Below are 16,165 nucleotides of genomic sequence, written 5' to 3' on the forward strand. Positions count from 1 at the left end.
AAAGGGCCATTCAATAATCGAATGACCCTTGGTCTCGCAGAGCGAGAAATCGTGGCGTCCCCTAGGGGACTCGAACCCCTGTTACCGCCGTGAAAGGGCGGTGTCCTAGGCCACTAGACGAAGGGGACGCAAAACCTTCAGTCAGATTCGTTAAAGCGAACTCAACGAATCCTGGCAAATTTGGTGGAGCTAAGCGGGATCGAACCGCTGACCTCCTGCATGCCATGCAGGCGCTCTCCCAGCTGAGCTATAGCCCCGGATTTACGCCTCTCGGCGGAGATCAACCTTGCGGCATCACTCGGTAAAACTGGCGTCCCCTAGGGGACTCGAACCCCTGTTACCGCCGTGAAAGGGCGGTGTCCTAGGCCACTAGACGAAGGGGACGTAACCCTTGTGTACCTGATCGGTGCTGGTTCCGATTTGCGGTACAAACTTCAAGGCAGTGTAGCCGACCTTGAAGCCTCTAAATTGGTGGAGCTAAGCGGGATCGAACCGCTGACCTCCTGCATGCCATGCAGGCGCTCTCCCAGCTGAGCTATAGCCCCACATTACACTCTCAGATAACGCTGCGTTGCCGCTGTGTTTCTGTGTTGCCGTGTGGACGGGGCGCATATTAAGTGCGGTCCCGATACCTGTCAAACTCTTTTTCAACAAATTTCAAAAGAATTTTCCGGGATAACAATCACTTACCGCCCTCCCCCGGTTCGCCCCTTCGAATTCGAGGGACTTGTCGGCCCTGGGCATCCCGCTCAGGGCCGACAATGGCTCAGCCGATGGCGCCCAGCAGCTTTTCCCACTCTTTGTTTTCTTTCTTCGACACGCCGCCCAGCAGGTCCAAGGCCTGGCGCAGACGGAAACGTGTCAGGTCCGGCCCGAGGATTTCCATGGCGTCGGTCACCGATACCGAATTCGCCTGACCGGTGATGGCAGCGAACATCAACGGCATCGCGTCACGCAGCTTGAGCTCCAGGTGCTCGACGACGGCCTGGATGCAGCCCGTGATTCGATCCTTTTCCCACTGACGCAGCGACTCGAGCTTCCACAGGATCAGTTGCATGACCTGACGCACCTGCTCCGGCGACAGCTTCTTGTGCTCGAACAGTTTTGCGTCCGGGGTCACGCCGCCGGCGAAGAAAAACCCGCCCAACGGTGCGATCTGGCTGAAGGTTTCGACACGGCCCTGAACGTGAGGCGCGATCTTCATCATGTAATCGCTGTTGAACGCCCATTTCTGCACGCGGGCGGCGAACGCCTCCACCGGCAGTTCGCGCAGCCACTGACCATTGAGCCAGGACAGCTTCTCGATGTCGAAGATCGGGCCGCCAAGAGACACGCGGTTCAGGTCGAAGTTATCGACCATCTCCTGCAACGAGAACTTCTCGCGCTCGTCCGGCATCGACCAGCCCATGCGGCCCAGGTAGTTGAGCATCGCCTCAGGCATGAAGCCCATGCGTTCGTAGAACGTGACCGAAGTCGGGTTCTTGCGCTTGGAGAGCTTGCTTTTGTCCGGGTTGCGCAGCAGCGGCATGTAGCACAGCGCAGGTTTTTCCCAGCCGAAATATTCGTACAGCAGTATCAGCTTCGGCGCCGAAGGCAGCCACTCCTCGCCGCGCAGCACGTGGGTGATGCCCATCAGGTGATCGTCGACCACGTTGGCCAGGAAGTACGTCGGCAGGCCGTCGGTCTTCATCAGGACTTGCATATCCATGCGATCCCACGGGATTTCGACCTCGCCGCGCAAGATGTCCGGCACGATGCACACGCCTTCGCTCGGCACCTTCATGCGGATAACGTGCGGCTCGCCCGCGGCCAGACGGCGCGCGACTTCTTCCTTGGAGAGCAGCAATGCGCGGCCGTCGTAACGCGGGGTCTCACCGCGTGCCATCTGTTCGGCGCGCATCTGGTCCAGTTCTTCGGCGGTGCAGAAGCACGGGAAGGCGTGGCCGGCGTCGACCAGTTCCTGGACGTACTTCTTATAGATGTCGCCGCGTTCGCTCTGGCGATACGGACCATGCGGGCCGCCCACATCGGGGCCTTCGCTCCACTCGATGCCGAGCCAGCGCAGTGCGTCGAAAATCTGTTGTTCGGACTCGCGGGTCGAGCGCAGCTGATCGGTGTCTTCGATGCGCAGGATGAATTCGCCGCCGTGCTGCTTGGCAAAGCAGTAGTTGAACAGTGCGATGTAAGCCGTGCCAACGTGAGGGTCGCCGGTGGGCGATGGCGCGATGCGGGTACGAACGGTGGTCATGGAAAATTCCGAATAGATCGAACAAGCCGCGAATCTTAACAGGCGCAGCCGTCGCGGCTCCAGCGCCAGCTCCGCATGGCGGACAGAATCGGCTCGATGACATCCCGCAGCGTCAGCACGGCATGGCTTCACCCGACTGAATACCGAAATATCACTTCCAGTCATTATTCCAACGGTCGCTAGATGCCCGATCGCCAATGCTGATAAATTTGCTTACATTCTAATAATTCAGAACGACCATGCCCGCCCAACTCAAACGCCGCCTGCTCATCTTTCTCGGGGTGGTCCTGCTGATCGCCCTCGCCTTCTTCGCCCAGTGGTACTTCAAGGGCCGGTTCTACGAATCCACCGACAATGCTTATGTGCAGGGCGAGATCACGCGCGTTTCCAGTCAGCTGGGCGCGCGGATCAGCGAAGTGCTGGTGCAGGACAACCAGCCTGTGCAGCAGGGGCAATTGCTGGTGCGTCTGGAACCCGACGACTTCCGGCTGGCCATCGAGCGTGCGCAGGCGACCCTCGCGACGCGTGAGGCCGAGCGCCTGCAAGCGCAAAGCAAGCTGACTCAGCAGGCGAGCCTGATTGCCGCGAGCGACGCTCAGGTGCAGGCCAATCAGGCGACGCTGGGTCGTACGCAGCTCGACCTGGCCCGCCTGCAGAAACTGCGCACGCCGGGGTTCGTCTCTGAAGCGCAGGTGACGACCATGACCGCCGACAGCAGCGTCGCGCGCTCGCAAGTCACCAAGGCCCAGGCCGATGCGCAGAGCCAACGCCAGCAAGTCAATGCGCTGAACGCCGACATCAAGCGTCTGGACGCGCAGATCGCCAACGCCCGCGCCGACCTGGCTCAGGCGCAGATCAACCTGCAGCGTACTGAAATTCATGCACCGATCAGCGGCCTGATCGGCCAGCGTGCCGCCCGCAACGGTCAGTACGTTCAGGCTGGCGCCTACCTGTTGTCGGTGGTGCCTGATGAGGACATCTGGGTGCAGGCCAATTTCAAGGAAACGCAGATCGAGCACATGGAAATCGGTCAGCCGGCCGAACTGACCTTCGACAGTTTTCCGGGCACGCCCATTCAGGGTCGGGTCGACAGCCTGTTCGCCGCCTCCGGCGCGCAGTTCAGCCTGCTGCCGCCGGACAACGCGACGGGCAATTTCACCAAAGTCGTGCAGCGCATTCCGGTCAAGCTGACGTTCGCGCCGGATAACCCTCTGCATGGCAAGGTTCGCCCGGGAATGTCGGTGACCGTTTCGGTCAACATCAAGCCGGCGAACGACCCGCACAGTGGCCGGTGACGAGCTGATCCGCCCGGTCGGTGAGCCGACCCGGCGCGACTGGATTGCAGTGATGAGCGTGATGCTCGGCGCCTTCATGGCGGTGCTGGACATCCAGATCACCAACTCGTCACTCAAGGATATTCAAGGCGCGCTCTCGGCGACCCTTGAAGAAGGCTCTTGGATTTCCACTTCCTATCTGGTGGCCGAGATCATCATGATCCCGCTGACCGCCTGGCTGGTGCAGCTGCTCTCGGCGCGGCGTCTGGCGGTGTGGGTGTCGCTGGGGTTTCTGCTGTCTTCGCTGCTCTGCTCGATGGCCTGGAGCCTGGAAAGCATGATCGTGTTCCGTGCCATGCAGGGTTTTACCGGCGGCGCGCTGATCCCGCTGGCGTTCACCCTGACGCTGATCAAACTCCCCGAACACCACCGCGCCAAAGGCATGGCGCTGTTCGCCATGACGGCGACCTTCGCGCCCTCCATCGGCCCGACCCTGGGTGGCTGGCTGACGGAGAATTTCGGTTGGGAATACATTTTCTACATCAATATTCCGCCTGGCCTGGTGATGATTGCCGGGCTGCTCTACGGACTGGAAAAGAAAGCGCCGCACTGGGAACTGCTCAAAAGCACCGATTACGCCGGCATCGTGACCCTCGGCGTCGGCCTCGGCTGCCTGCAGGTGTTTCTGGAAGAAGGGCATCGCAAGGACTGGCTGGAGTCGACGCTGATCGTGGGCCTGGGTAGCGTCGCCCTGCTCAGTCTGATCACGTTCGTGATCATCCAGTTTTCCCGACCCAGACCGCTGATCAACCTGAGCATTCTGGGTAACCGCAACTTCGGACTGTCGAGTATTTCCAGCGTCGGCATGGGCGTGGGATTGTACGGCTCGATCTATCTGCTGCCGCTTTATCTGGCGCAGGTTCAAGGCTACAACGCCCAGCAGATCGGCGAAGTGATCATGTGGATGGGCGTGCCGCAGCTGTTCTTGATTCCGCTGGTGCCACAGTTGATGAAGGTCATCTCCCCCAAAGTGCTGTGCACCCTTGGCTTTGGCCTGTTCGGCATTGCCAGCTTTTCGTCAGGCGTGCTTAACCCTGACTTTGCCGGGCCGCAGTTTAATCACATCCAGATTGTCCGCGCCCTCGGGCAGCCACTGATCATGGTCACCGTCTCACTGATCGCCACGGCATTCATTCAGCCGCAGGACGCCGGTTCAGCATCGAGCCTGTTCAACATCCTGCGCAACCTGGGCGGCGCCATCGGCATCGCCCTGCTGGCCACACTGCTGGACGCCCGCACCAAGACCTACTTCGATTACCTGCGAGAGTCCATCTCCCCCGCCAACCCGCAGGTGGCCGAGCGCCTGACGCAACTGACCGACCGACTGGGCAACGAGACGGCGGCACTGGGCAAGCTCAGCGAAATCGCCCACCAACAGGCCGCGATCATGGCCTACAACGACGCGTTTCACTTTGTTGGGATCGCGCTGGGGATCAGCATGGTGGCGGTGATGCTGACCAAAAAGCTGCCGTCGGGCGTCAAGGGTGGGGCTGCGCATTGACGCCATCCAGCTTATCGAGCCTTATGCCGCGCGTAGAACCGTGCGAGCAGCATCAAACACTCAAACCGCCAACAACCGCTCCCGCAGTTTGGTGATTTCGTCACGCATCTGCGCCGCTGCTTCAAACTCCAGATCCCGAGCCAGTTGGTACATCTTCTCTTCCAGCTGGCGAATGCGCTTGGTGATTTCGGTGGGTGAGCGCAGTTCGGCTTCGTATTTGGCGTTTTCCTCGGCGGCCTTGGCCATGCCTTTGCGTTTTTTGCTGCGCGAGCCGGGGACGGTGGCGCCTTCCATGATGTCGGTGATGTCCTTGACCACGCCTTTGGGCGTGATGCCGTTGGCGAGGTTGAACGCGATCTGCTTGTCGCGACGGCGTTCGGTCTCGCCGATGGCCCGCTCCATCGAGCCGGTCATGTTGTCTGCGTACAGGATCGCCCGGCCGTTGAGGTTGCGCGCCGCGCGGCCGATGGTCTGGATCAGCGAGCGCTCGGAGCGCAGGAAGCCTTCCTTGTCGGCATCGAGAATCGCTACCAGCGAGACTTCGGGCATGTCCAGGCCTTCGCGCAGCAGGTTGATCCCCACCAGCACGTCGAAGGTGCCAAGGCGCAGATCGCGGATGATTTCCACCCGCTCCACGGTGTCGATGTCCGAGTGCAGGTAACGCACGCGCACGCCATGATCGGCCAGATAGTCGGTGAGATCTTCGGACATCCGCTTGGTGAGCGTCGTCACCAGCACGCGCTCTTCCAGTTCGACGCGCTTCTTGATTTCCGACAGCAGATCGTCGACCTGGGTCAGCGCCGGACGGATTTCGATCTGTGGGTCGACCAGGCCGGTCGGCCTGACGACTTGCTCGACCACGCGCCCAGCGTGCTCGCCTTCATAAGGACCGGGCGTGGCCGAAACGAAGATGGTCTGCGGGCTGACGGATTCCCACTCATCAAATCGCATGGGCCGGTTGTCCAGCGCCGACGGCAGACGGAAACCGTATTCCACCAGGGTTTCCTTGCGCGAGCGGTCGCCCTTATACATGGCGCCGACCTGCGGCACGCTGACGTGGGACTCGTCGATCACCAGCAGCGCATCGGCCGGCAGGTAATCGTAGAGCGTGGGCGGCGGCGCCCCTGCCGGACGACCGGAAAGGTAGCGGGAATAGTTTTCGATGCCGTTGCAGTAGCCCAGCTCGAGGATCATCTCCAGGTCGAAACGGGTGCGCTGTTCCAGGCGCTGCGCTTCCACCAGCTTATTGGCGCCGCGTAGGTACTCCAGCCGCTCCTGCAGCTCGACCTTGATCCCTTCCATCGCGTCCAGCAGCGTCTCGCGCGGCGTCACGTAGTGGCTCTTGGGATAGAAGGTAAAGCGCGGCAGCTTGCGAATCACCTCACCGGTCAGCGGGTCGAAGGCCGACAGGCTTTCGACCTCATCGTCGAACAGCTCGATGCGAATGGCCTCGAGGTCCGATTCGGCGGGGAAAATGTCGATCACGTCGCCGCGCACGCGAAAGGTCGCTCGGGCGAAGTCCATGTCGTTGCGGGTGTATTGCAGGTCCGCCAGGCGGCGCAGCAGGGCACGCTGGTCGAGTTTGTCGCCGCGATCGACGTGCAGCACCATGCGCAGGTAGGTCTCCGGACTGCCCAGACCGTAGATGCACGACACCGTGGTGACGATGATCGCGTCCTTGCGCTCCAGCAGGGCTTTGGTCGCGGACAGGCGCATCTGCTCGATGTGGTCGTTGATCGACGCATCCTTCTCGATGAAGGTGTCGGACGAAGGCACATAAGCTTCCGGCTGGTAGTAATCGTAGTAAGAGACGAAGTACTCGACCGCGTTGTTCGGGAAGAACGCCTTGAACTCGCCATACAACTGAGCGGCCAGGGTCTTGTTCGGCGCCAGCACGAGGGTCGGGCGCTGGACCTGCTGAATGACGTTGGCAATGCTGAACGTCTTGCCTGAGCCGGTCACGCCCAGCAGAGTCTGGTGCGACAGCCCGGCATCGATGCCCTCGACCAGCTGACGAATGGCTTCCGGCTGATCCCCGGCCGGCTCAAAACGGGTAACGAGTTGGAACTCGGACATAACGTACCTCTATGTTCGCCCCCGCAGCATGACGTCTGGCCGGGGCGTAATGAGCGCGGACGGCTGATCCCGCCAAAGGAAAAGACGCACGTGAAAGGAAGTGATGGGACTACAAATGGAGTCGTCATCGCCGGCTTTCAAGCCGTCGTCAGGACATTAGTCCGCGCGACATGACTAATGGTCGGGAAATAATCGGAAATACCTCGAAAAAACCGCCCCTGACCTGTCGCCCCCGTCGGCGATGGCCTCTATACTAGCTCCCCGTTTGTGCACCGCTCTAGTGCATTCGGCCGGAGCGATGCTACCCATTCACTCCCCATTCAGAGCTGCCGCAAAAATGAGCCTGTTCTCCGCTGTCGAAATGGCACCACGCGATCCTATCCTGGGCCTCAACGAAGCATTTAACGCTGACACCCGTACGACCAAGGTCAACCTGGGTGTAGGCGTTTACAGCAACGAAGAAGGGAAAATTCCGCTGCTGCGTGCCGTTGCCGAAGCAGAAGAGATTCGTGTCGCTCAACACGTACCCCGCGGCTATCTGCCGATCGATGGCATCGCAGCCTACGACAAGGCCGTGCAGACCCTGCTGTTCGGTGCCGAGTCGCCATTGCTGGCCTCGGGCCGGGTCATGACCGTGCAGGCCGTCGGCGGTACCGGCGCGCTGAAAATCGGTGCCGACTTCCTCAAGCAGCTGTCGCCAGACGCCGTCGTCGCCATCAGCGACCCGAGCTGGGAAAACCACCGCGCGCTGTTTGAAACCGCCGGCTTCCCGGTGCAGAACTACCGCTACTATGACGCCGCGACCCATGACGTCAATCGCGCGGGCATGCTGGAAGACCTGCAGAATCTGCCGGCGGGCTCCATCGTCGTGTTGCACGCGTGCTGCCACAACCCGACCGGTGTCGACCTGACCCTGGAAGACTGGAAAAAGGTCCTTGAGGTTCTGAAAATCAAAGGCCACGTGCCGTTCCTGGACATGGCCTATCAGGGCTTTGGCGATGGCATCGACGAAGACGCCGCCGCCGTGCGCCTGTTCGCCGACTCCGGCCTGACGTTCTTCGCCTCCAGCTCGTTCTCCAAATCGTTCTCTCTGTATGGCGAGCGCGTCGGCGCGCTGTCGATCGTCACCGACTCCAAAGAAGAAACCGCGCGCGTTCTGTCGCAGGTCAAACGTGTGATCCGCACCAACTACTCCAACCCGCCGACCCATGGCGCGACCATCGTTGCCGCGGTGTTGAACAGCCCTGAGCTGCGTCAGAAATGGGAAGACGAGTTGGCAGAAATGCGCCTGCGCATTCGTGGCATGCGTGAAGAGATGACCCAACGTCTGGCGAACAACGCTGCGGGCCAGGACTTCAGCTTCGTCGCGCGTCAGCGTGGGATGTTTTCCTACTCGGGCCTGACCACCGAACAGGTGCATCGTCTGCGCAACGAGTTCGGCATCTACGCGCTGGACACCGGCCGCATCTGCGTTGCAGCGTTGAACACGCGCAACATCGAAGCGGTGACCCAGGCGATTCTGGCAGTGATCTGAAATAGCAGCGGCAAGCCGGAAACGGCAAAAGGGGAAGCAGATTGATGTCTGCTTCCCCTTTTTTGTGCTCGACACACAACCCTGCAGGCGCGCGCTTGCTCGCGTTCATCCAATCGAATGCATCGGCTCATGGCCCTAATCACTGCGCTTTCCTGCGATACGCCATGGAGTCGTCGATCCGCTTGAGGATGTAATCGCCTGCCGCCACGGGTGGATAAAGGCTGGATGCGGAATCGATGCCCAGATCACAGGGGTCGACCACCGCGCCGTAGGTCGGGTCATAGAAAGTCGCAATCGAATACCGCTCGTGCCCCGACGTGTTGATCACCCGATGCAGCGTCGATCGAAAACGGTCATTGGACCAGCGCGCCAGCAGATCGCCGACGTTGACCACCAGGCTGCCTTCCATCGGCGTCGCGTCGATCCAACTGTTGCTGCCCAGCTCGCGCACTTGCAGGCCGCCGCTGTTGTCCTGATACAACAGCGTGATGCAGCCGTAATCGGTGTGCGGCGCCACGCCGAACTGATCCGTCTCAGCCCTCGGCGGATGCGGCGGGTAATAGACCATCTGCGTGCGTTGCAGGCGTTTGCCGTACTTGGGCTCAAAAAACGCCGGAGCAATGCCCAGTCCCACCGCGACCGCCTTGAGCAAGTCCGCACCGGCCTCGCCGATTTCTTCGTAATACGCATCCAGCGCCAGACGTAGTTCGGGCATGAAATCCGGCCACTGGTTGGGCCCGCGCAGCGCCTCCCCCGCCAACACGCATGGATCGTCTTCCGGCAACTCCAGGCCCATGCTGAAGAATTCCTTGAAGTCCGGCTTGGTCGCTTCGTACATCAGCGCCCCGCCCAGCGCGTGCCAGCCGCGATGGCGTTTGTTGACCGCGACCTGACGCTTGACCTCCGCCGGGAAGGCAAAAAAAGTCTTCGCCGCAGCCATGGCGGCGTCGATCACCTTCTGCGGCACGCCGTGATTGATGATGTAGAAAAACCCGGTTTCGCTGCAGGCCTTGCGGATGGCCTCTCCGGCACGCGCGATCGCCGACGGTTCGCCTTCTCGGACACCGGCCATGTCGATCAGCGGGAGGCTGATGGATGCGGGGTTGCTGTGAACGGTCATGCAAACTCCTGTCTACGAAAGGATCGGCAAGCTGTATAGACAGGTGAAGCATTTAATATGCCGTGCATGAGACGCGGGAGTCTGCAGGGCCATGCGTGCCCGAGATTGCGGTGTGTCAGACAGGCAATCAATGGCTGACCACCGCAATCGCGGAACATCGTACGCGCCTGCGCAGATGTACCGAACCGGGTGGCGTGAAGTTTCTGGACGCCCCATCAATGGGCACGGGAACGCAATCGGTGCAACTTTTGGTGACATCCTTTCGGCTTTTTTGCTGCGGGATCGTTGGCAACCCGAGACCCAGCCTCCCGCGCTGAACTGGCCTGTATCTTGCGTCGGCTGTCTATACAGCTCGACCAAGGACATTCATGCGTCGTTATCACGCCGGCACTGATTTCACTCGTGCGCACAGCATCGCCGAACTGGCCCATATGGCCCGTCGCCGGTTGCCGCATTTCGCCTGGGAATACCTTGAGGGCGGCGCCGAGGAAGAACTGACGCTGGCGCGCAATCGCCAGGCATTCGCCGAGGTCAGCCTGTTGCCCCGAACGCTGGTGCCGGGCGAGTCGCCGGACACGCGCCGCATGCTACTCGGCGAGCAGAGAAACCTGCCGATGGCCATCGCGCCCACGGGCTACAACGGCATGCTGTTTCGCGACGCCGATATCCACCTGGCGCGCGCCGCCACCGAGCGCGGGCTGCCCTTCTCCCTGAGCACGGTCTCGACCACCTCGATGGAGCAGCTCGTCCAGGCCGTTCCGGGCGTCGATCTGTGGTTTCAGCTTTACAGCATGAGCGACCCCGCCGTGCAGGAAGACTTGCTGCAACGCGCAGACGCGGTGGGTTGCAAGACCTTGCTGCTGACCACCGACGCCGTTCTGCTCGGCAATCGCGAATGGGACCGACGTAATTTCGCCCGTCCGCGCCAACTGAGCCTGCGCAACAAGCTGGACGTCTTGCGCCATCCGCGCTGGATCCGGCAGACGCTGTGGCCCCACGGCATGCCGAGCATGGCCAATCTGGATCGCTACTTGCCTGCCGACCAACGCAACGCTGCCGGCGCCGCGCATTTCATCGGCGCGAAAATGGAGAAGCAGCTGAGTTGGGAGTTTCTCGCCCGCCTGCGCGAGCGCTGGCCTCATCGGCTGCTGCTCAAGGGCGTGATGCATCCTGCGGACGCCGAACGCGCCGTGCAGCTTGGGCTCGATGGCGTCGTGGTGACCAACCATGGCGGACGCCAGCTCGACGGCGTGCCTGCCAGTCTCGATTGCCTGCCAGCCATCGCCGAGGTCGCGAAAGGCAAGCTGAGCATCCTTCTGGACAGCGGCATCCGGCGCGGCACCGACATTCTCAAAGCCTGCGCACTGGGCGCCGATGCAGTCCTGCTGGGCCGCGCCACGCTGTATGGCGTCGCCGTGGGCGGCCAGGCGGGTGCCGGGCACGCCCTTGATCTGCTGAGTCATGAATTGCGTCTGGCCCTGACCCTGCTCGGGCAGCCGGACTTGAACCTGTTGCGCGCCAGCCGCCAGCGCGACGCGACCTTTTCCGTGAGTTGATGTCATGAACGACCTGCAACAGACCCTCACCCGATTGCGCGACGCCCTGGGCGACGGGCAGGTGCTGACGGGCGACTCGATCAGTCAGCGTCACTACAGCGACTGGACCCGCCACGCCCCCACCTGCCCGGCAGCGCTGCTCCTGCCTAAAGACACCGAACAGGTCGCCGCCGCCCTGCGCATCTGCAACGCTGCAGGTCAACCGGTCGTCCCGCAAGGCGGCATGACCGGGCTGGCGGGCGGCGCGGTGCCGAGGGCGACGGACATCGCCCTGTCGCTGGATCGTTTGCAGGGCATCGAAGAAATCGATGCCGCGGCCGCCACTGTCACGGTCAAGGCCGGTACCGCTCTGCAGGACATTCAGCACGCTGTCGCCAACGCCGGCTTTCTGTTTCCGCTGGACCTGGGCGCGCGCGGTTCCTGCCAGATTGGCGGCAACATCGCCACCAACGCCGGCGGCAACGCAGTGATCCGTTATGGCATGACCCGCGACCTGGTGCTGGGCCTGGAAGTCGTGCTGGCCGACGGTCGTGTGTTGAACCTGATGAACAAGATGATCAAGAACAACTGCGGCTATGACCTGAAACAGTGCTTCATCGGCAGCGAAGGCACCCTTGGGGTGATTACCCGCGCGGTGCTGAAGATGGCGCCACAGCCGGGCCAGTCCACCACGTTGCTCTGCGCCCTGCCCGACTACCCCAGCGCCGTCGCCTTGCTGCGGCGCATCCAGCGCAGCGTCGGCACGCCCCAGGCGTACGAATTGATGTGGCAGGACTTCTTTCGCATGGGCGTGTCCTGGCTGGAAAACCCGGTTTCGCCCATGCCGGATCATCACCCGCTTTACGTCCTGCTCGAATCCTCGGCCAGCGATGAAGCGCTGCAGCAGACACTGGAAGCCGCCCTCGATGCGGGCGAAGTGGTTGACGCCATCCTTGCCAGCTCGCAGGCCCAGGCGCGCAGCTTGTGGAAGATCCGTGAAGCGACCGCAGAGTTTCCGGTCCGCCTGGCGCCGTTGAATTTCGACATCAGCCTGCCCATCGGCCAGATCGGTGAGTTCGCAGACCTGTGTCGCGAACGCCTGGACCTGCGCTGGCCCGGTAACCGCAGCGTGTATTTCGGCCACATCGGCGACAGCAATCTGCACCTGACGGTGGACTGCCATTCGCTGCCTCAGCCTGCGCCCGTGTTCGAGATCGAAGAACTGGTCTACAGCGCGGTCGGCGAGCTGGGCGGCGCGGTGTCCGCAGAGCATGGCATCGGCCTGCTCAAGCGCGAGTTTCTTCACCACTCGGTCAGTGCAGACGCCATGCAGACGATGGCCGCGCTGAAGAACAGCCTGGACCCCAAGGGCATTCTCAATCCGGGCAAGATCTTCGGCTGAACGGCCGGCCGGTTGTATATACCGGTATGGCACGCTAACTGCAGCACCCGTAGCACATCTGCCCCACCTCACGACGACAACACTGCATCTGAAGGAGTTACACAATGCGACTCGATTCTCTTTTCAGTAAGACGTTCAAAAGCCTGAGCATCGCGGCGGCGCTGACGGCTTTCTCCATCGCGGCGCAGGCGGACCAGTTGGCCGACGTGAAGAAAGCCGGTGAGCTGGTTGTCGGCACCGAAATGCAATTTGCCCCGTTCGACTTTCTCGATGGGGGCAAACAGAAAGGCCTGAACGCCGAGTTGTTCGAGGAGCTGGGCAAGGAGCTGGGCGTCAAGATCAAGTTCCTCGATCTGCCTTGGCCGAGCGTGCTGCCAGGGCTGGAAGCGAAGAAATTCGACGTGGTTGCCGGCCCGATCATCGTCACCAAGGCGCGCAAAGAGCGCTATCACTTCGTTTCGCCCATTGCCGAAGCCACCGTGGCGCTGATGGCCGGGGCCAAGGACGACAGCATCAAGAAGCCTGAAGACATCGCCGGTAAAACCGTGGGTGCCGGTAAAGGGTCGGCGCAACTCGAAGAGCTCAAAGCCTTTGCCGCGACCCTGCCGGAGAAGGTCACCATTCGCGAATACGTCGACAACAACCAGGCTTACGCTGACCTCGCCGCCAAGCGCATCGTCGCCGTCGCCAACTCGCTGCCGAACATCTCTTACGTCGCTGCCCAGAAAGCCAATCTGTACAAAGTGGTGCAGCCGCCGTTCGGCAAGAAATCCTATTTCGCGTACCTGGGCCGCAAGGACGCCGATGCCGACAGCCTGATCGCGGCGCTGGACGCAGCCCTGACCAGGATGCACGACGACGGCCGCCTCGCCGCCCTGCAGAAAAAATGGCTTGGTGCGGAGATGGACGTGCCGAAGGGTGATTTCGAGCCGACGTGGTAAAGCGCGCGCTCAGCAACGCCACGCCCCTCTGTAGGAGCGCGGCTTGTCCCGCGACCGGCGACGAAGTCGTCGTAAAGTCTACCCATACGGTGTTTCAGATACCGCCGGGAGACATGGACTTGCGACTGCTTCGCAGCCGATCGCGGGACAAGCCACGCTCCTACACGTGCAACGCCACCCGTTCGAGATAGCTGGAGTCACAACGTGTTCGATTGGCCCTTGCTGCAGCAGAACGCACCTTTATTGCTCGGCGCCCTGTGGGTGACGTTGCAGGTGTCCATCGCCGCGCTGGCGTTCGGTTTCGTCATCGGCATCGTCGTCGGCAGCCTGCGTCTGTCCCCGATTCCCCTGCTCCGCCGTCTGGGCGGCGCTTACATCTTCGTGTTCCGCGGCATTCCGCTGCTGGTCCAGTTGCTGTTCATTTATTACTTCCTGCCGCGCATCGGCCTGCCCAACGTGTCGCCCACGGTGGCCGCGATCATTGGCCTGTCGCTGGCGGCGGGCGCTTACATTGCGGAAATCATGCGTGGCGGTTTCCTCGCCATTCCGGGCGGCCAGCTCGAAGCCGCTGGGTTGCTCGGCATGAGCGCCAGCCAGATGCTGATCCGCATCCGTGTGCCTCAAGCCGTACGCCTGACGCTGCCGGCACTGGTCAATGAAATGATCCTGCTGATCAAGGCGTCGTCACTGGTGTCGGTGGTGGGCCTGGCCGATCTGACGCGCACCGCGCAGAACCTCGCCGCCAGCGACTACATGTTCGTTCAGGACTATCTGATGCTGGCCGGCTTCTATTGCCTGATCAACATTCCGCTGGCCTTCTGTGGCAGCGTGCTGGAGCGTCGGCTCAAGGAGCAGACCGCATGATCTTCGATCCGACCATCATCACCGACCACCTGGGCGACATCGGCTCGGGCTTCATGGTCACCCTCGCCACGTGGAGCAGCGGCGTCGTGCTCGGCATCGCGCTGGGCATGTTGATCGCCGTGGCACAGGTGTTCGGCAATAACTTCGTGCGCGCGCCGCTCAGGGTGTTCATCGAGCTGATCCGCAGCACGCCGTTTCTGGTGCAACTGTTTCTGGTGTACTACGGCGGCCCGTCCTTCGGGTTGAGCCTGGACCCCATTCCGGCCGGCATTCTGGGCCTGGGCGTCTATGGCAGCGTGTACTTCGCCGAAATCTTCCGCTCCGGCTTCGACTCGGTCGCCCGCGGGCAACTGGAAGCCGCCGATTGCCTGGGCATCACCCGCCTTCAATGCATCTGGCGCATCCAGGTCCCGCAGATGCTGGTGATCATCCTTCCGGCGCTGGTGAACATGATCACCGTGCTGTGCAAGGAAACCGCCGTGCTGTCGATCATAACCATTCCGGAGCTGACCATGGTGCTCACCGGGATCGGCTCGGAGACATTCGCATTCGTCGAAACCCTGCTGATGCTGTGCATCGGCTACCTGATTCTGGTGGAGCTGTGCTCGCGGCTGGGCATGCTCCTGGAAACCCGCGTCGGCCGCTTCATGAATAAGCAACCACGATGAACAGTTTCCTGATTCCCAGCGGCCCCGTGTCCGCCAGCACACGCGAGAAACAAGGTGAAAGCATGAAGACTTCGGCAACAGCGCCCGGCGAGCAGCCAACCATTCTGACGCTGGACAGGGTCGGCAAAAGCTTCGGCAATCTGCGCGTGCTCAAAGGCATCGATCTGCAGGTGCGCCGCTCCGAAGTGGTGTGCCTGATCGGCCCTTCCGGGTCGGGCAAAAGCACCCTGCTGCGCAGCATGGCGTTTCTGGAGGAATACGACGAAGGCCAGATCCGCATCGAGGGCCAGTTGCTCGGCTGGCAGGACACCGACAAGGGTCGCCGTCGTGCTCCGCAGTCGCAGATCAATCAGGTGCGGCGCAACGTCGGCATGGTGTTCCAGCAGTTCAACCTGTGGCCGCACATGACAGCGATCGGCAACGTCTGCGAAGCCTTGCGCCGCGTGCGCAAACTGTCCGCAGACGAGGCGAACACCCGTGGCATGGCGATGCTCGACAAGGTCGGTCTGGCACACAAGGCCCAGGCCTATCCGGCGCAGCTGTCGGGCGGTCAGCAGCAGCGCGTGGCGATCGCCCGGGCACTGGCGATGGAGCCGCACATCATGCTGTTCGATGAGCCGACTTCGGCGCTGGATCCGGAACTGGTGGGCGAAGTGCTGCAAGTGATGAAGACGCTCGCCAAAGAAGGCATGACCATGGTCGTGGTGACCCACGAGATGGGTTTCGCTGCGCAGGTGGCCGACTCGGTGATTTTCCTCGATCAGGGCGAGGTGGTCGCGCGCGGCACGCCGCAGCAGATTTTCCATAACGCGGAACAGCCGCGTTTGCAGCAGTTTTTGCAGAACTACCTGGACCGCAACGCATTCTGGCAGGACGGCAAACAGCAAGCGCTGATCTTGTAGGAGCGCGCTTGCCCGCGATCGGCCGGGAACCGGTCGTAAG

General features: G+C 61.8%; 12 protein-coding genes and 4 tRNA genes. 9 read left to right on the plus strand and 7 right to left on the minus strand.

What is annotated here, in order from left to right:
* Positions 1–52: 52 nt before the first annotated feature.
* The 5 genes from AAGQ88_RS17155 to gltX all read right to left on the minus strand — a co-directional run bounded on the left by AAGQ88_RS17155 (position 53) and on the right by gltX (position 2,248).
* Positions 53–128, minus strand: a tRNA-Glu gene (locus tag AAGQ88_RS17155).
* A 53-nt stretch (positions 129–181) separates the two neighbouring features.
* Positions 182–257, minus strand: a tRNA-Ala gene (locus tag AAGQ88_RS17160).
* 51 nt (positions 258–308) lie between these two features.
* Positions 309–384: transfer RNA gene (locus tag AAGQ88_RS17165), tRNA-Glu, on the minus strand.
* A gap of 85 nt (positions 385–469) precedes the next feature.
* Positions 470–545 (minus strand) — tRNA-Ala (locus AAGQ88_RS17170).
* Between the two features lie 221 nt (positions 546–766).
* The gene (gene gltX, locus AAGQ88_RS17175) at positions 767–2,248 is read right to left on the minus strand and encodes a glutamate--tRNA ligase (protein WP_285425425.1); all 1,482 of its coding nucleotides are present in this window, start codon (positions 2,246–2,248) and stop codon (positions 767–769) included.
* Positions 2,249–2,487: 239 nt separating this feature from the next.
* Here gltX and AAGQ88_RS17180 point away from each other — a divergent pair, with 239 nt between their 5' ends.
* A complete protein-coding gene (locus AAGQ88_RS17180) occupies positions 2,488–3,543 on the plus strand; it encodes an HlyD family secretion protein (protein WP_093459253.1) in 1,056 nt (351 codons plus the stop codon).
* A 49-nt stretch (positions 3,544–3,592) separates the two neighbouring features.
* The gene (locus AAGQ88_RS17185; RefSeq protein WP_342655829.1) at positions 3,593–5,083 is read left to right on the plus strand and encodes a DHA2 family efflux MFS transporter permease subunit; all 1,491 of its coding nucleotides are present in this window, start codon (positions 3,593–3,595) and stop codon (positions 5,081–5,083) included.
* Between the two features lie 60 nt (positions 5,084–5,143).
* Here AAGQ88_RS17185 and uvrB read toward each other — a convergent pair whose 3' ends face one another.
* Positions 5,144–7,159, minus strand: coding sequence for an excinuclease ABC subunit UvrB (gene uvrB, locus AAGQ88_RS17190; RefSeq protein WP_342653041.1), 2,016 nt, complete (start codon positions 7,157–7,159; stop codon positions 5,144–5,146).
* A 337-nt stretch (positions 7,160–7,496) separates the two neighbouring features.
* On the opposite strand from uvrB, the gene AAGQ88_RS17195 reads away from it, so the two are divergent.
* Entirely contained in the window at positions 7,497–8,693 is a 1,197-nt protein-coding gene (locus AAGQ88_RS17195) for an amino acid aminotransferase (RefSeq protein WP_342653042.1), read from the plus strand.
* A gap of 139 nt (positions 8,694–8,832) precedes the next feature.
* Here AAGQ88_RS17195 and AAGQ88_RS17200 read toward each other — a convergent pair whose 3' ends face one another.
* Complete coding sequence (locus AAGQ88_RS17200; RefSeq protein ID WP_342653043.1) at positions 8,833–9,813, minus strand: 2-oxoglutarate and iron-dependent oxygenase domain-containing protein; 981 nt, start codon at positions 9,811–9,813, stop codon at positions 8,833–8,835.
* 368 nt (positions 9,814–10,181) lie between these two features.
* Here AAGQ88_RS17200 and AAGQ88_RS17205 point away from each other — a divergent pair, with 368 nt between their 5' ends.
* The 6 genes from AAGQ88_RS17205 (at position 10,182) to AAGQ88_RS17230 (ending at position 16,125) form a co-directional block, all read left to right on the plus strand.
* Complete coding sequence (locus tag AAGQ88_RS17205; protein WP_342653044.1) at positions 10,182–11,369, plus strand: alpha-hydroxy acid oxidase; 1,188 nt, start codon at positions 10,182–10,184, stop codon at positions 11,367–11,369.
* A 4-nt stretch (positions 11,370–11,373) separates the two neighbouring features.
* Positions 11,374–12,750 carry an FAD-binding oxidoreductase gene (locus AAGQ88_RS17210; protein ID WP_342653045.1) on the plus strand — a complete coding sequence of 459 codons (1,377 nt, stop codon included), beginning with the start codon at positions 11,374–11,376 and terminating at the stop codon, positions 12,748–12,750.
* A 104-nt stretch (positions 12,751–12,854) separates the two neighbouring features.
* Positions 12,855–13,691 (plus strand): transporter substrate-binding domain-containing protein, encoded by an 837-nt coding sequence (locus AAGQ88_RS17215; protein WP_285425430.1) that lies wholly within the window; start codon positions 12,855–12,857, stop codon positions 13,689–13,691.
* Positions 13,692–13,895: 204 nt separating this feature from the next.
* Positions 13,896–14,555 carry an amino acid ABC transporter permease gene (locus tag AAGQ88_RS17220; RefSeq protein WP_218147172.1) on the plus strand — a complete coding sequence of 220 codons (660 nt, stop codon included), beginning with the start codon at positions 13,896–13,898 and terminating at the stop codon, positions 14,553–14,555.
* Positions 14,552–15,223 carry an amino acid ABC transporter permease gene (locus AAGQ88_RS17225; protein ID WP_342653046.1) on the plus strand — a complete coding sequence of 224 codons (672 nt, stop codon included), beginning with the start codon at positions 14,552–14,554 and terminating at the stop codon, positions 15,221–15,223. The genes AAGQ88_RS17220 and AAGQ88_RS17225 overlap by 4 nt, the downstream gene beginning before the upstream one ends.
* Positions 15,224–15,285: 62 nt before the next feature.
* Complete coding sequence (locus AAGQ88_RS17230) at positions 15,286–16,125, plus strand: amino acid ABC transporter ATP-binding protein (protein ID WP_342653047.1); 840 nt, start codon at positions 15,286–15,288, stop codon at positions 16,123–16,125.
* The last annotated feature ends 40 nt before the right edge of the window (positions 16,126–16,165 follow it).

The organism is Pseudomonas sp. F3-2 (genome assembly GCF_038804275.1).
In the GTDB taxonomy this organism is placed as follows: Bacteria; Pseudomonadota; Gammaproteobacteria; order Pseudomonadales; family Pseudomonadaceae; genus Aquipseudomonas.

Coding starts and splice junctions, on each gene's coding strand:
- gltX (WP_285425425.1), bottom strand. CDS start 2,248: ATGACCACCGTTCGTACCCGCATCGCGCCATCGCCCACCGGCGACCCT.
- AAGQ88_RS17180 (WP_093459253.1), top strand. CDS start 2,488: ATGCCCGCCCAACTCAAACGCCGCCTGCTCATCTTTCTCGGGGTGGTC.
- uvrB (WP_342653041.1), bottom strand. CDS start 7,159: ATGTCCGAGTTCCAACTCGTTACCCGTTTTGAGCCGGCCGGGGATCAG.
- AAGQ88_RS17195 (WP_342653042.1), top strand. CDS start 7,497: ATGAGCCTGTTCTCCGCTGTCGAAATGGCACCACGCGATCCTATCCTG.
- AAGQ88_RS17200 (WP_342653043.1), bottom strand. CDS start 9,813: ATGACCGTTCACAGCAACCCCGCATCCATCAGCCTCCCGCTGATCGAC.
- AAGQ88_RS17205 (WP_342653044.1), top strand. CDS start 10,182: ATGCGTCGTTATCACGCCGGCACTGATTTCACTCGTGCGCACAGCATC.
- AAGQ88_RS17210 (WP_342653045.1), top strand. CDS start 11,374: ATGAACGACCTGCAACAGACCCTCACCCGATTGCGCGACGCCCTGGGC.
- AAGQ88_RS17215 (WP_285425430.1), top strand. CDS start 12,855: ATGCGACTCGATTCTCTTTTCAGTAAGACGTTCAAAAGCCTGAGCATC.
- AAGQ88_RS17225 (WP_342653046.1), top strand. CDS start 14,552: ATGATCTTCGATCCGACCATCATCACCGACCACCTGGGCGACATCGGC.
- AAGQ88_RS17230 (WP_342653047.1), top strand. CDS start 15,286: ATGAAGACTTCGGCAACAGCGCCCGGCGAGCAGCCAACCATTCTGACG.